The organism is Amycolatopsis sp. NPDC104863, assembly GCF_055582965.1.
The window spans coordinates 370,555-385,414 of record NZ_JBVJOW010000010.1 but is presented as its reverse complement, the minus strand read 5'-3'; the positions used below and the strand labels follow the sequence as shown (position 1 = coordinate 385,414).

9 protein-coding genes are annotated in these 14,860 nt (G+C 73.0%); 3 read left to right on the top strand and 6 right to left on the bottom strand.

The window, feature by feature from the left end:
- The first annotated feature begins 125 nt into the window (after positions 1 to 125).
- Positions 126 to 3,503 carry a pyruvate carboxylase gene (locus ACZ63J_RS43140; RefSeq protein ID WP_465401604.1) on the top strand — a complete coding sequence of 1,126 codons (3,378 nt, stop codon included), beginning with the start codon at positions 126 to 128 and terminating at the stop codon, positions 3,501 to 3,503.
- A complete protein-coding gene (locus ACZ63J_RS43135) occupies positions 3,500 to 4,294 on the top strand; it encodes an arginase family protein (protein WP_465401605.1) in 795 nt (264 codons plus the stop codon). The genes ACZ63J_RS43140 and ACZ63J_RS43135 overlap by 4 nt, the downstream gene beginning before the upstream one ends.
- 21 nt (positions 4,295 to 4,315) lie before the next feature.
- Here the strand turns inward: ACZ63J_RS43135 and ACZ63J_RS43130 are convergent, their stop codons facing one another.
- Complete coding sequence (locus ACZ63J_RS43130) at positions 4,316 to 4,675, bottom strand: GntR family transcriptional regulator (protein WP_465342336.1); 360 nt, start codon at positions 4,673 to 4,675, stop codon at positions 4,316 to 4,318.
- Positions 4,672 to 5,367, bottom strand: coding sequence for a hypothetical protein (locus ACZ63J_RS43125; RefSeq protein ID WP_465401606.1), 696 nt, complete (start codon positions 5,365 to 5,367; stop codon positions 4,672 to 4,674). Before ACZ63J_RS43125 ends, ACZ63J_RS43130 begins: the two co-directional genes overlap by 4 nt.
- 285 nt (positions 5,368 to 5,652) lie before the next feature.
- On the opposite strand from ACZ63J_RS43125, the gene ACZ63J_RS43120 reads away from it, so the two are divergent.
- Positions 5,653 to 6,933, top strand: coding sequence for a PucR family transcriptional regulator (locus ACZ63J_RS43120; RefSeq protein ID WP_465310438.1), 1,281 nt, complete (start codon positions 5,653 to 5,655; stop codon positions 6,931 to 6,933).
- A gap of 30 nt (positions 6,934 to 6,963) precedes the next feature.
- Here ACZ63J_RS43120 and ACZ63J_RS43115 read toward each other — a convergent pair whose 3' ends face one another.
- Genes ACZ63J_RS43115 through ACZ63J_RS43100 form a run of 4 tightly spaced genes read right to left on the bottom strand, consistent with a single transcriptional unit; the run spans position 6,964 to position 14,851 of the window.
- Entirely contained in the window at positions 6,964 to 8,439 is a 1,476-nt protein-coding gene (locus ACZ63J_RS43115; protein WP_465401607.1) for an AbfB domain-containing protein, read from the bottom strand.
- A gap of 12 nt (positions 8,440 to 8,451) precedes the next feature.
- A complete protein-coding gene (locus ACZ63J_RS43110) occupies positions 8,452 to 10,470 on the bottom strand; it encodes an AbfB domain-containing protein (RefSeq protein WP_465401608.1) in 2,019 nt (672 codons plus the stop codon).
- Positions 10,467 to 10,865 (bottom strand): hypothetical protein, encoded by a 399-nt coding sequence (locus ACZ63J_RS43105; protein WP_465401609.1) that lies wholly within the window; start codon positions 10,863 to 10,865, stop codon positions 10,467 to 10,469. The genes ACZ63J_RS43110 and ACZ63J_RS43105 overlap by 4 nt, the downstream gene beginning before the upstream one ends.
- Complete coding sequence (locus tag ACZ63J_RS43100; RefSeq protein WP_465401610.1) at positions 10,865 to 14,851, bottom strand: nucleic acid/nucleotide deaminase domain-containing protein; 3,987 nt, start codon at positions 14,849 to 14,851, stop codon at positions 10,865 to 10,867. Before ACZ63J_RS43100 ends, ACZ63J_RS43105 begins: the two co-directional genes overlap by 1 nt.
- Between the last annotated feature and the right edge of the window lie 9 nt (positions 14,852 to 14,860).

Genomic DNA, 14,860 nt, shown 5'->3' with positions numbered 1-14,860 from the left:
CCAGGCCGGTCCTCGGCGAATCTTTCAACGTGCATGATGTCCATCACCTGGTATGGAACTCCCGCAGAGCGGGAAGAACCGGGTAACGTGCGTTGACTTACCGATCCATACGGGAAGGACCGGGCATGTTCCGCAAGGTGCTGGTGGCCAACCGCGGCGAGATCGCCATCCGCGCGTTCCGCGCCGGCTTCGAACTGGGCGCGGGCACGGTCGCCGTGTTCCCCCACGAAGACCGCAACTCGCTGCACCGGCTGAAGGCCGACGAGGCGTACGAGATCGGCGAACCCGGTCACCCCGTGCGCGCGTACCTCTCGGTCGACGAGATAGTGAGCGCGGCCAAGAAAGCCGGGGCGGACGCCGTCTACCCGGGTTACGGCTTCCTGTCGGAGAACCCCGACCTCGCGCGCGCGTGCGAGGAAGCGGGCATCACCTTCGTCGGGCCGAGCGCCGACATCCTCGAACTGACCGGTAACAAGGCCCGCGCGGTCAAGGCCGCGCGCGAGGCCGGGGTGCCGGTGCTCGGGTCGTCCGAGCCCTCGAGCGACGTCGACGCGCTGGTCGCGGCGGCCGAGGACCTGGGTTTCCCGGTGTTCGTGAAGGCCGTCGCGGGTGGTGGCGGACGCGGCATGCGGCGCGTCACGGAGCCGGCCCAGCTGCGCGAGTCCATCGAGGCCGCCGCGCGCGAGGCCGAGTCCGCCTTCGGCGACCCGACCGTCTTCCTGGAGAAGGCCGTCGTCGAGCCGCGGCACATCGAGGTGCAGATCCTCGCCGACGGCGCGGGCAACATCATCCACCTCTACGAGCGCGACTGCTCGGTGCAGCGGCGTCACCAGAAGGTCGTCGAGCTGGCCCCCGCGCCGAACCTCGACCCCGAGCTGCGCGACCGGATCTGCGCGGACGCCGTCAAGTTCGCGAAGCAGATCGGCTACCGCAACGCCGGCACCGTCGAGTTCCTGCTCGACAAGCAGGGCAACCACGTCTTCATCGAGATGAACCCGCGCATCCAGGTCGAGCACACGGTCACCGAAGAGGTCACCGACGTCGACCTCGTGCAGTCGCAGCTGCGGATCGCCTCCGGTGAGACCCTCGACGACCTGGGCCTGAGCCAGGACAAGATCTACCTGCGCGGCGCGGCGCTGCAGTGCCGCATCACCACCGAGGACCCGGCCAACGGCTTCCGCCCGGACACCGGGATGATCTCCGCCTACCGCTCGCCGGGCGGCTCGGGCATCCGGCTGGACGGCGGCACCGCCTTCTCCGGCACCGAGATCAGCGCGCACTTCGACTCGCTGCTGGTGAAGCTCACCTGCCGCGGCCGCGACTTCAAGACCGCCGTCGGCCGCGCGCGCCGGGCCGTCGCCGAGTTCCGGATCCGCGGCGTCGCGACGAACATCCCGTTCCTGCAGGCGGTTCTCGACGACCCGGACTTCCGCGCCGGGCGCGTCACGACGTCGTTCATCGAGGAGCGCCCGCAGCTGCTCACCGCGCGGCAGTCCGCCGACCGCGGCACGCGCCTGCTGACCTACCTCGCCGACCAGACGGTCAACAAGCCGAACGGCGAGCGCCCGAAGACGCCGGACGCCACGCTGAAGCTGCCGAAGCTCGCGAAGGACGCCCAGCCGGCCGACGGTTCGAAGCAGAAGCTCGTCGAGCTCGGCCCGGGCGGGTTCGCGGAGTGGCTGCGGAAGTCGCCGCACATCGGCGTCACCGACACGACCTTCCGCGACGCGCACCAGTCGCTGCTCGCCACCCGCGTCCGCACCAAGGACCTCCTGGCGGTCGCGCCGATCGTCGCGAACACCCTCCCCGGACTGCTGTCGCTGGAGTGCTGGGGCGGCGCGACCTACGACGTCGCGCTGCGGTTCCTCGCCGAGGACCCGTGGGAGCGGCTCGCCGCGCTGCGCGAGGCCGTGCCGAACATCTGCCTGCAGATGCTGCTGCGCGGGCGCAACACCGTCGGGTACACGCCGTACCCGACCGAGGTGACCACCGCCTTCGTGCAGGAGGCGACGAAGACCGGCATCGACATCTTCCGGATCTTCGACGCGCTCAACGACGTCGAGCAGATGCGCCCGGCCATCGAAGCCGTGCGCGAGACCGGGACCGCCGTCGCCGAGGTGGCGCTCTGCTACACCTCGGACCTGTCGGACCCGGGGGAGAACCTCTACACGCTCGACTACTACCTCAAGCTGGCCGAGCAGATCGTCGGCGCCGGGGCGCACGTCCTGGCGATCAAGGACATGGCCGGGCTGCTGCGCGCGCCCGCGGCGACCCGGCTGGTCACCGCGCTGCGCCAGGAGTTCGACCTGCCGGTGCACATCCACACCCACGACACCGCGGGCGGCCAGCTGGCCACCTACCTCGCGGCGATCAACGCGGGCGCGGACGCCGTCGACGGCGCGGTGTCGTCGATGGCGGGCACGACGTCGCAGCCGTCGCTGTCGTCGATCGTGGCGGCCACCGACCACTCCGACCGCACCACCGGGCTGAGCCTGGACGCGATCGGCGAGCTGGAGCCGTACTGGGAGAGCGTGCGCAAGATCTACGCGCCGTTCGAGGCCGGGCTGGCGTCGCCGACCGGGCGCGTCTACCACCACGAGATCCCGGGCGGACAGCTGTCGAACCTGCGGACGCAGGCCATCGCGCTGGGCCTGGGCGACCGGTTCGAGGACATCGAGGCGATGTACGCCGCCGCCGACAAGATCCTCGGGCACCTGGTGAAGGTGACGCCGTCGTCGAAGGTCGTCGGCGACCTCGCGCTGCACCTGGTCGGCGCGGGCGTGTCCCCGGCGGACTTCGAGGCGGAGCCGAACAAGTTCGACATCCCCGACTCGGTGATCGGCTTCCTGCGCGGCGAGCTCGGCGACCCGCCCGGTGGCTGGCCGGAGCCGTTCCGCACCAAGGCCTTGGAGGGGCGCGCGGCGGCGAAGCCGGTCGCCGAACTGTCCGAAGAGGACCGTTCCGCGCTGGCGTCGGAACCGCGCCGGACGCTCAACCGGCTGCTGTTCCCGGCGCCCACCAAGGAGTTCGAGGCGCACCGCGAGGCCTACGGCGACACGTCCGTGCTGCCCAGCAAGGACTTCTTCTACGGGCTGCGCCCGGGGGAGGAGTACCAGGTCGACCTCGAGCCGGGCGTCCGGCTGCTCATCGAGCTGGAGGCGATCGGCGAGGCCGACGAGCGCGGCGTGCGCACGGTGATGTCGACGCTCAACGGCCAGCTGCGGCCGATCCAGATCCGCGACCGCTCGATCGCCTCGGACATCCCGGCGACCGAGAAGGCGGAGAAGGGCAACCCGAAGCAGGTCGCGGCGCCGTTCGCCGGCGTGGTGACGCTGCAGGTGTCCGAGGGCGACACGGTCGAGGCCGGCGCCACGGTCGCGACGATCGAGGCGATGAAGATGGAGGCCTCGATCACGGCGTCCGCGGGCGGCAAGGTCGGCCGGCTGGCGATCAACTCCGTCCAGCAGGTCGAAGGCGGCGACCTCCTGCTCGTCCTGGAATGACGCTGGTCAACGCGGTCCCGCAGCGCCAGGGCGCGGTGGGACCGCGCGCGGCCGAGCTGCCCGACGGCTGCCTGGCGCTCGCGGAGCTGGCCGGGCACGTGCTCGGCCGGCCGGTACACCACGTCCGGCAGACGACCGAAGTGTCCGAAGTGGACCGGGGGATCGCCTCCCGTGCGGTGCTGACGGGCCCGAACCGCTCGGCGCAGCTGGCCGCGCTGGAGGCGCCCGGCGGCCCGGTCCTCACGATCGGCGGTGACTGCGGCGTCGAGCTGGTCCCGATCGGCGTGGCCCGGTTCCGGCACGGACCCGGCCTGGGCGTGGTGTGGTTCGACGCCCACCCGGACCTGAACACGGCCGCGTCGTCTCCGTCCGGCGCGTTCCACGGGATGGTGCTGCGGTCGCTGCTCGGCGAGGGCGACCCGGAGTTCGCGGCTTCCCCGGCCCTGTCCCCGGGCCGCGTGGCCCTGGCGGGGACCCGCGTGTTCGACCCGGAGGAACGGGCGGCGGTCGCGCGCGGGCTGGCGGTCACGTCGGTGGATGCCTTGGCGGGGGCGGAAAAGCTGTACGTCCACGTGGATCTGGACGTGCTCGACCCGGCGGAGTTCGCGGGCCTGAACTACCCGGAGCCGGCCGGCTGGACGATCTCGCGCCTGGTGTCCGAGCTGGACGCCCTGGCCGGCTACGAGGTCGTCGGCGCGGGGATCACGGAGTGCGTGGGCACGCCCCGCGAGGTCGAGGTGCTGGCGCCCGTCCTGGAAGCGGTGGGCCGGCTGCTCGTGAGTGGTAATTAGGGTTCTAACCCGAATTACCACTCACGACCAGGCCGCGCGGAGAGCGTTGAGGGCGGTGTCCAGGTCGGCGCCGAGGTCGCGGGCCTCGGTCGCGTAGGCCGCCGCGGCGGACAGCAGCAGCTCCGCCGGGGCCGGGCGGCCGGAGGGGATGGTCACCACCGTGCCGCGGGCCCGGGCCGTCGCCACCCAGCCCGCCGCCTCCAGCTCGCGGTACGCCCGGGCCACCGTTCCGGACGCCAGTCCCAGGTCCCGGGCCAGCTGGCGGATCGGCGGCAGGCGCGCCCCCTCCGCCAGCGCCCCGGACGTCACCGCGCGGACGATCTGGTCGTGCACCTGCCGCCAGGGAGCGAGCCCGTTTTCCGTGTCGACGACGATCTTCACGCGGCCGCCGGCTGCCGCTTCAGCGGCGCAGTCACCGCCAGGAACGCGGCCAGGCCGGCCACGACCGTCAGCAGGGAGCCGAGGTTGCCCGCCGGCCAGCCGACCGCCGAGCAGGTGGCGATGCCCAGCCCGATCGCGACCCGCGCGCTGCGGCGGCGCAGGGCCAGGTCGGCGCGCGGCGCGCCGGTCGCCGGGCGGCGGACCGCCAGCAGCGTGATCGCCCAGCAGATCAGCGTGGTGCCCGCGGCGATCGCCAGCAGGGTCCATTGCGCGGTCAGCGCCAGGTGCACGATCGCGCCGGCCGACGCCAGCCCGCTCAACACCAGCGCCCACACCGGGACGACGTCGAGCAGGGTCCGCGGCGCGAGCACCGCCTCCCGGCGCGCGCCCCGGGACGGCCGCTGGGCGAGCAGCTCGGCGATCAGCCCGCCGAGCAGCAGCGTGGCCACGACCGACGTCCCCGTCGTGTCACCCAGGATCGGCGGGATCGCCAGGAAGAGCCACGGGTACCAGAGCCGCCGCCGCTTGAGGTAGCGGACGGCGAGCGCGATCTCGCCGGCGTCCGGGTCCGGGACGCCCCACCGTTCGAGCAGGCGCCGCCCGTGCTTGTCCCCCGGCCAGAGCGCGATCAGGATGGCCAGGCCGACCAGGCCCAGGATCAGCCCGACCCCGAGCGCGTTGTCCCACGGCATGCCGTACCTCCTCGCTTGTATCAACCACACGATACAAGCGATCGGGGCGAAGCGCGACGTTCGTCCGTTCGTACGCAGGATCTCGCGCACTCGGCGGGGTAGTTGTCAGCGTTGTGCAGGCATGGCTCGTGAACTTGTCACGAAGCTGACAAGAAATCGGTTTCCCTTCGAAGGTGTGACACGTTCGGGGTTAGTTTTTCGATGTGTCCGGTGTCACCCCGCACCAGGCGCGGGGTGCTCGGCCACGCGTCGGCGGGGTCGCCGGGTGGGAGCGAAGGAGCTGCGATGTCGGTCGAGCGCGGATTCGATCACGCTGCGCCGCCGCCCGCCGCACTACCCCGCAAGCTCGCCGACATCCTGCGCCCCGAGCTCGCCAGCCTCGCCGCCGAGATCGTCGACGAGATCCGCGCGACCATCCCGGCCTACGCCCGCCCGCTGGACGGCCCCTACGGCAAGTCGATCCGGGCCGGCGTCGAGTACGCGATCACGCTGTTCGTCGCGCAGATCGCCGACCCGACGGTGTCCAAGGAGCAGTCCCACGAGGTGCACCACCGGCTGGGGCAGAACGAAATGCGCGAAGGCCGCAGCCTCGACACGCTGCAGTCGGCCTACCGGGTCGGCGCGCGTGTGTCGTGGCGGCGGATCATGCGCGTCGGGCGAAGAAGCGGGCTCTCGTCGGCGGTGATGTCCCAGCTGGCCGACGCGATGCTGGCGTTCATGGACGAGCTCGCCTCCGTCGCGCTCGACGGTTACCTGGAGGCGAAGGCGCGCACGGCGGGAGCGCTCGACACCTGGCGCCGCAAGCTGCTGCACCTGATCCTCGAGACGCCGCCCGCGTCCCCGAAGGCGATCGCCGAGCTGGCCCAGCTGATCGGCTGGCCGGTGCCCACCGACGCGACGCCGGTGGCGGTCTGCCCGGCCGACGGGGTCGCCCCGGCCCGCCGTCACGCGGGCCTGGACGCGGACATCCTCGCCGAGCTCGACACCCCGGACCCGAAGCTGGTCGTCCCCGGTGAGCTCGGCGGCGCCCGGCTGGCGACGCTGCAGGTGGCGCTGCCGGACTGCCGGCTCTCGATCGGGCCGTGTGTGCCGCTCGCGTCCGTCGCGGACTCCCTGCGCTGGGCCCGGAACGCGCTCCAGCTGGCCGAACGCGGTGTGCTGACCCCGCGGCCGGTGCTGCGCGCCGAGGAGCACCTGGCGACGCTGCTGGTCAACTCCGACACCGGGCTGGTCGGCACGCTGCGGCACCGCCTGTTCGCGCCGCTGGCGGACATGACGGGCAAGCAGCAGGAGCGGCTGCTGGAGACGCTGCGGGCGTGGCTGGACAGCCAGGGCAACGTCGTCGAGATCGCGGAACGCCTGGGGGTGCACCCCCAGACGGTCCGCTACCGCATGCGCCAGCTGCAGGCCACGTTCGGCGAGAGCCTGCGCGACCCGTCGGCCCGCTTCGAGATGGAGCTGGCCCTGCGCGCGGGCGCCGCGCCGCTGCCGCTGCGCTACCCGGTCACCGAGCTGCTCCCGGCCCCGCGCTCCGGCGGTCTCCGTCCACAGTGGACGCCGCGGTAGCCGGGCGCTTCGCCCGGCCACCGCGGTCGGTCAGGGGACGTCGACCTGCCAGGAGGCGTCGGCTGCGTAGCCGGTCGGCGTGTCGTACGGGTGCTGGCCGCTGGAGTCGGCCGCCCACACCTGCGTGCTGAACTGGCGGACGAACCGGCCCCGGGCGCTGAACGACTCGAGCGTGACCCCGGCGCCGGAGAGCCCGGCCTTCGAGCACCACGTCGCGTCCGCGCGGAACTGGTCGGTGCCGTCGGACGCGGCGAGCACGACCCGCAGCCCCTGCTGGCGCAGGTAGTACTCGGGGTGCGCCACCGATTCGAACGAGTGGCACGTCGAGTCGGCCTTGCCGGGGACGACCCGCCACGCCGTGTCCGCGCCGGCCCCGGCGCCGACCACGGCGTCGGTCAGGCCGCGCAGGTACCAGCCCGAAGCCCCGGCGCTCTGCGACCGCACGGACTGGACCAGCACCGCGTCCTCGTACTGGCCGAGCCGCAGGAAGCGGTCGACGTCGTCGTCCGTGCCGGCCATCGCGGTGTTCGCCCCGGCGACGAGCGCGGGGTGCACGCGGCTCTGCTCGGCGCGCGTCCGCAGCTCGAACAGCAGCCGCCGGTCCGCCTCGCCCTTCTTCCGGATCCAGGTGAACCAGTCCTGCAGGTTGGCGCTGTGGATGCCGGTGCCGACGTAGGCCTTCAGCTGGGCGGGATCCATCGTCCGCAGCGCGCGCTCGGCCGCGGCGCGCACCTCGGTGCCCGCCTTCGCGACCTGCCAGAGGTCGAGCACGAAGTTGACGTCCGGCTCGACGAGCTGGCCTTCGGTCGGCACCACGGCGACCACTGCCGCGGCCCGGACCCGCGCGTCCCGCTCCGCCCGGGCCGCCTTCTCCGCCTCGCTCGCCTGGGTGTCGGCGTCGATCGCGTCCTGCTGGTCGGCCGCACGGGCGGTGAAGATCCCGGTGAGGATGAAGTCCCGCTGCGCGGCGGCGTCACCCTGGTAGGCGGCCAGCGCCGCGAGCTTCAGCTTCGGCCCGGAAGCGTTCTCCCACATGGCGAAGGCGAACTCGCGGTCGCTCTGGATCAGCAGCACCGGTGACGGCGTGATGTTGTTGACCAGCGCGGCCCGCTGCTTGGCTTCGCGAGCCGCCCGCGCGACCGCGTCGTCGCGCAGGATCCGGGCCTGGTCGCGGGCGTTGGCGTCGTGGACGCCGGTCTTGATCCACTGCGTCCACTCCGCCTCGACACCCGCGTAGGCGAGCTGCGCCGACGCCCGCACCTCGGTGCCGGTCGCCCGCTGCCACAGCGCGAACACGAAGTTCCGGTCGGTGAGGATCAGCAGGTCGGGGCTCGCGACGAGGCCGATCTCCTGCGCGGCCCGGACCTTGTCGTCCTGGGTGGCGCTGCGGGGCGCGTCGGCCGTGGTGGCGGCTTCGGCCCGCGGGACGAACGCCGGGGCCGTGGTCCCGAGCAGCGCGAGCGCCGCGGCGCCCGCCACGAGCCCCAGCCGGGTTCTGCCTGTCATCGCCGTGCTCCTTCAGCTCGCGGGGTAGACGGTCGCCACGCCGGTGGCGGTGTCGTAGTCGATGCGGCCGCGTTCGAACGTGCTGCGGCGGCCGCCGGGGATGACGACCTCGTCGGACGTCGGGTAACCGAGCGTGGACTTCTCCCCGCCGAGGGAGAGCCACTTGGCGCGGATCTCGCCGAGCACGACGTGCGCGCCCGCGCGGTCGACCGAGTAGATCGAGCCGCCGCCGGCGAAGTTCACGAACCGGCCGGCCTTGTCGGACGTGCAGGCCTCGTCGGTGATCGGCACCCCGAGCGCCGGGTGCCCGCCCAGGCGCAGGTAGGCGGCCAGGATCTCGGGTGACGCGCAGGTCGTGCCGCGTCCGGTGGTCAGCGGGTGCACCGCGCCGCCGCGGCTCCAGTAGCTGCGGAAGGCGACCTGCCCGGGCGCGGTCCGGCGCTGGAAGTCCCGGTACCGCACGGCGCCGTCGACCTGCTCCGGCCCCAGCGGCGAGACCAGCAGGTCGGTGTAGGGGTCGTAGTCGGGCAGGTACTTGTTGAGCCAGTTGACCGTGATCTCGGTCGAGTCCGGCAGCGGTTCGGTGACCCACCAGTAGAACTCGATGCCGAGCCCGGCGCGGCCGTCGGCCTGCCGCGTCAGGAAGTCCGCGCCGCCGCGCAGGGTCACCCCGGCGCCGGGCAGGATGTTGTCGACGCACCAGGTGGCGTTCCAGCCGAAGTCGACGGTCCCGTCCGCCGGCCGCACCCCGACCTGCGTCTTCTTGCCGTCGAAGTACCGCGCGAGGTAGTAGTTCGGCTTGCTGGGCGACTCGAGGGAGAAGCAGTCCTCGCCGGCCAGCCCGGCGACGATCCGCCAGGTCGCGTCGAGCCCTTCGCCCGCAACGGGTTCCGCGGCACCCGGCTTGACGACCAGGCCGTCGGCGGTCTCGCGCAGGTACTGCCCGGCGATGTTGCCGTTGACGGCGTTGCGGCTGAAGGACTGCGTCAGCGTGTCGTACTGCCCCTGGTCGAGGAACGCGCGCACGGCGTCGACCCCGCCGGCGAGCGCCCGCTCGGCGGCCCGCGCCAGCCGCGGCTGGATGCCGCCGACCACGGCCTTGTGCCGGATGTCGTCGACGAGCACCCGGTCGGCCTCGGCCTTCTGGGCCAGCACGGCGGCGACGTCACGCCAGTTGGCGTCGTAGACACCGGTGTCGATGAAGCGCTTCCAGTCCGCCCGGACGCGGCTGCGGAGCGCGGTGACGGCGGCCTTCTCGATCTCGCTGCCCGGCCGGGCGCCGTCGGCGATGACGCGGAGGACGTCGTCGTCGGGCAGGCTGACGATGTCCGGGGTCGGGATGACCCGCACGACGGACACCGCGCGGCCCCGGGCCGCCTCCGCGGCTTTGCGGATCTTCTCGGCCTCGGTGGTCTGCTGGTCGGCGTTGATGGCGTCCTGCTGGTCGCCGGCGTGCGCGGTGCGGAGGCCGTTGCTGATGAGCTCCTTCTGTTCGGCGGCCGTCCCACCGAGGGCGGCGAGGATCGCGGCCCGCACGCGCGGCCCGGTGACCCGGCCGAAGACGGTGAAGAGGAAGTCACGGTCGTTCTGGATCACGAGCTCACCATCGGGCACGACACCCAGCACGATCAGGGCGGCTTCCTTCGCTTCCCGCGCGACTCGAGCGGCCTCGGCGTCCCGCATCTGCTGCTGCTGGTCCCGCTCGTTGGCGGCGAGGATCCCGGACTTGATCCATTCGGTGCAGGCGAGATCGGTCCCGGCGAAGGCGAGTTCGGCGGAGGCGCGCACCTCGGAGCCGGTAGCTTGGCGCCAGAGGGCGATGACGAATTCCTTGTCGCGGAGGAGAAGCATCGCGTCGGTGGGGACGACGCCGAGAGTCCGGGCGGCCCGGACCTTTTCGGACTCACTGGCGACGGGCGGTACTTCGGCGGCGGCGGTGACGCCGGTGGGCACGACCGTCGCTTCCGCAACGGGAACGACGAGCGCGGTCGCCGCCACGACGGCGACGGCCAAGGTGGCGAGTGCTCTCACGGTGTCTCTTCTTCCTCCGCGGGGTCGCGGACTTCCCATCCGGACCAGTCGTGGTATTCGTGGTGGTGGGCGGTGAACCCCATGGCCCGCACGACTTTCACGAGCGCCTCTTCCATGGCGGCTTTGACCTCGCCGTAGCGTTGGGCGTCGGCGTGGTCCACCTCGCCGTCGACGGGCTCGATCAGCCTCTGCGGCCACGAGGGGTGGACGTACCAGTGGAGGAACACCCCCGGTGCGTAACGCATCTTCTTGACTTCGACCTCGGCGCCGCCCGCCTCGGTGGGATCGCCGGGAACGGCGAAACCCGCGGTGCGCAGGTGATCGGTCACCCGTTCGGCGAGCAGGCGGAGGCGGTGTTCGTGGGCTTCGTCGATGAAGAGCTCGGGGTTCAGCATCAGGGACGTCTTCCGTTTCCGGTCGGTGCGGTTGCGGTCAACGCGAGGGGGATCGGCTCGCGGCTCGGTGGTGCCGTCGGCGCAGGCTCCGGGACGAGGACGTTCTCCGACCCGGCGAACATCCCCCGCCGATGCTTGGCGGCGAGGACGAACTTCTTGAGGACGTCCTTCGCGCCGCTGTTGAGAGTCGCGTTGTCATACCAGGGAACGGACCAAGAGACCTTCGCGTTCCTGTTCAAGACCCGGGCGAGTTCGGGTTCGCAACTGGCGGGACAAGGCGCACGCTCGGTGTACAGCCCTTGGATCTCGTGCGGGGATACTCCGGCTGCCTCCAGCGTTCGGAGGATCTGGACTTCGGCGTGCCCGTCCCACTTGCTGGATTCGATCACCATGTTCGGAACGGGGCCCTTGGACCAGCCGGGCACGTAGGCGACCGCGACGTTGTGGTCCGCGTCGAAGAACCCCATCCCCAGGCGGGCGTCGACAGCGGTCCGGCTGAGGAGATCGCTGTCGTATTCGATCTTGCCGCAGCCGAAGTCCGGGATGTCCGACGTCGCCGTGGGGGGTGCGCCGCCCCCGGTTCCGGCTGGGGCGAAGCCGCTACCGCCGCCGAGAATGCTGAGCCAGCTGCAGTACTTGTGCAGCCGGGTGAGGATGCTCAGCACCTTCGCGGCCAGCTTTTCGATGCGTTCGGACCGCAGGATCCACTTGCCGATGTTCGCGACCACTGCGGCGATGGCCTTGACGATCGCCTTGCCCTTGACGAATGGCAGGACCAGGCCGACCACGTTCACCACGGTCCAGAGGCAGGCCGCGATGTCGCCCTCGCCGAGGCAGTGCTTGAGGTCATCGACGCCCAAGAACTCCAGCAGGACCTCGGCGCCGGCATCGAGCAGGAAGTTGGTGAGGTCCTGCCCGCTGAGGCACTCGGCGGCCGCGGTCCGGTACTCCGCGAGCGTCGCGCGGCCTTCCGGATCCGAGTTGAGCAGCTCGGCATCCTCGACCGTGAGGCCGGGCAGGCAGCCGCTCCCGATCAGATTCTCGAGTTGCCGCCGGTCCTCGTCGCGTTGCCGTTGGTCGGCTTCGGCCTGGTCCGCCGCGCGCTGGGCGTCCGCGGCGGCGTCGCGGGCTCGCTGGGCAGCGTTCGATGTCTCCTGCGCGTGGACCCTGGCCCGTTCGGCCGCCGCGGCTGCTTCGCGGGCGTAGCTGTCGGCCTGGTCGGCTGCCGTCCGGGCCGCTGCCGCATCGGTTTCCGCCTGGGTCGCCGCCGCTCGGGCAGCGGTCGCCTGGCCCTCGGCGGCGTCCGCGGCCAGGCCCGCGATCGCCGCGTCCGAAGCCGCGTTGTTCGCCTCCTGCCGGGCCTGGGCGGCGTTCTCGTGGGCTTGCACGTCGTAGCCGTTGGCTGTGTTCGCCGCGTCGCGGGCGGCGCTCGCCGACCCCGCCGCGTCCGCCGCGGACCGCTGCGCCTCGGCCATGGACTGCGCGGCGGCCGATGCCGACTTCGCGGCGTTGGCCGCCGCCTGGAACGCCGCCTTGGTGTCGGCGGCCGCGTTGTCGGCGGCCTGCTGGGCCTGGGTCGCCGCGAGCTTGGCTTCGTCCGCCCGAGTCTGCGCGGCTCGCGCCTGTTCGTCGCCCACGGCCTGGGCCTGCGCCGCGACCTCGGCGACGAAGTCGGCGTCGAGGTCGGTCCCGGTGAACGGGGCCACCACGACGATCGCGGTGTTCGCCGGTGCGGTGATGGCGGCCGACGACTCCCGCGCGGCGAGCGCGGCCCGGTTGGCGAGGTTCGCCTGGGTCGCGGCGGAAACGGCCTCGCTGAACGACTCGGCCGCGTTCTGCCCGGCCCGGACGGCGTCCACCGTGGCCAGCCGGGCCTGCTCGGTGGCCTGCTCGGCGAGCGTGGCGGCGGTGCGGGCGGCTTCCGAGGCCTTGACCTCTTCGGCCGTCGCGGTGGCGGCTGCGGCGTTCGCCCGCGTGGCGGACAAATGGGTGTCCGCGGCAGCGGATTCAGCGCTGTCCGCGGCCAGGTCCGCGTTGGCCGCGGCCTGCTCCGCCTCCTGTGCGGCGGCGCGGGACGCGGCGGCGGCCGCAGTGGCCTTGGTCGCCGCTTCGCGGGCCCGCGCGGCGGCGCCGGTCGCTTGGTTGGCCGCGTCGCGGGCCTGCCGGGCTGCCGTTGCCGCGCCCGCAGCGTCCGCGCGGGCCTCCTGGGCCGCGGCCCAGGCCGGCGCTTCCTGTGCGGTGCCCCGTGCCGCGGCGGCCGACGCCTCCAGCGCCTGTGCGCGGGCTTCGGCGGCGTCCCCGGCCCGCTGGGCGGCCCAAGCCGCGTCCCGCGAGGTCTTGGCATTCTGCTCTTCCCGCCGTGCGGTGTCCTCGCACCCGGCGGCGATGTCCTCCTGCGCACGGGCACGCGCCAGGTAGGCGGCGGCATCGCGCTTCTTGGCCTCCGCCTCGCCCCGCGCCCGGCTCGCCTCGGCTGCGGCCTGGTCGGCCTGCTGGCGGTAGCGGGCCGCCTCATCACGCTGGCGTTCGGCCTCTTGACGGGCCGTGCGCGCCTTTCCCGCCTCCTGCCGCGCGGTCGACAGTGCGTCATACGTGCGTTGCAGGTCCTCCCAGGCCTGGTTACGAGCCGTCTGGGCGACGAACCGGGCCTGGTCGGCACGCACGGCGGCGTCCTTCGCCGCCTGGGCCTGGTCCGCGGCCGCCGCGGCCAGCGATGCGGCCTGGCGGGCGTGCTCGTCGGCGTGCAGACGCCACTGCCGCGCCTCCTCCGCCCGGGCCGCCGCCTCGTTCTGGTGCCCGATCGCCGCGTCGGTGGCCATCGTCGCGTCGAGCGCGTGCTGGGCCGTCTGGATCGCCGACACCGCCGCCTGCGCCGCGGACGCCATGCCCCGGGCCAGCTTCGCCCAGTCGGCGCCGTAGGGCAGGCCCACCTCGACCAGGATGTTCGCCTCGGCCGTCGACGCCGCCGAGGCGTTCTGGGCTTCCGTCGCCGCCTGGCCCGCGAGATCCAGCTGCCGCTGGGCTTCCTGGCGGACCAGGCTGAACGTCTCGGGGGAGTGGTGGCCGCCCGCGGTGTTCGCCGCCAGGATCTGCGCCGCCTGGCGGGCCGCCGTGCCCGCCGAGACCATCGCGTTCGCCGCGCGCTGCAGTGCGCGGACGCCCCGGCCGTTGGCGACCAGGAGGTTCTGCCGGGCGTGGGACGCGCGAGCCGCGCGCTGGGCCAGGTCGCTCGCCGCCTCGGCGGCCTTGTTCCGCTCTTCGAGGTCCTTCAGGTACTGCTCGCGCGCGGCGGCGTCGCGCTGCGCGGCCGCGACGTAGCCGCCGTTGAAGAACGCCACGATCGCCGCGTCCCCGGCCGCGAGCGCCTGCTGCGCGGCGAGCTTGACCTCCGGCCCGGCGGAGCCGGCCAGCGCCGTCACCCGCGCCCGCAGCTCGTCGGCGCGCGCCTGCGTGTTGCGGCGGGTGCGCTCGTCCCGCTCGGTCGCGATGCCTCGGCCGTAGTCCAGGAACGCGGCCCGGTCGGCGTCCGAACCGGCCAGCACCCGCTCGACCTCGGCGTTGAAGATCGGGCCGCCGGTGCCGCGCAGGCCCAGGACGGCCTCGCGGTTCAGCCGGGCTGTGTTGTCACGACGCGCCTGGGCCCGTTGCTGCGCCTCGACCTCGCCGGTGTCGAGGAACTCCCAGATCGCGTCCTCGGTGCCGGCGTCCAGCGCCGCCTGCGCCGCCTCCCGCACTTCGGGCTCTTCGGACAGCTGGGCGATGTCGGCGACGAGCTTCCACAGCCGCGGGTCGATCGGCTCGCCCATCCCGCTTTCGCCGTCCCAGCCCGGGTAGTCGGTGTGCGGGATCGGCCTCGGGGTGCCGGCCGGCGGGTCTTCGACCGCCACGGCCGTGGGCGCGGGCGTGATCGCACCGACGTCGGTCGTGGCGAAGACGGTGAACGCCAGCACCAGGGCGAGCAGCTTCGTGACGATTCCGTGCGGCATTTTCCTCGT

Excerpts from the sequence above, each read along its gene's own strand:
- ACZ63J_RS43140 (WP_465401604.1), top strand. The coding sequence starts at position 126 with ATGTTCCGCAAGGTGCTGGTGGCCAACCGCGGCGAGATCGCCATCCGC.
- ACZ63J_RS43125 (WP_465401606.1), bottom strand. The coding sequence starts at position 5,367 with ATGCCGTGGGACAACGCGCTCGGGGTCGGGCTGATCCTGGGCCTGGTC.
- ACZ63J_RS43120 (WP_465310438.1), top strand. The coding sequence starts at position 5,653 with ATGTCGGTCGAGCGCGGATTCGATCACGCTGCGCCGCCGCCCGCCGCA.
- ACZ63J_RS43100 (WP_465401610.1), bottom strand. The coding sequence starts at position 14,851 with ATGCCGCACGGAATCGTCACGAAGCTGCTCGCCCTGGTGCTGGCGTTC.
- ACZ63J_RS43105 (WP_465401609.1), bottom strand. The coding sequence starts at position 10,865 with ATGCTGAACCCCGAGCTCTTCATCGACGAAGCCCACGAACACCGCCTC.
- ACZ63J_RS43135 (WP_465401605.1), top strand. The coding sequence starts at position 3,500 with ATGACGCTGGTCAACGCGGTCCCGCAGCGCCAGGGCGCGGTGGGACCG.
- ACZ63J_RS43115 (WP_465401607.1), bottom strand. The coding sequence starts at position 8,439 with ATGACAGGCAGAACCCGGCTGGGGCTCGTGGCGGGCGCCGCGGCGCTC.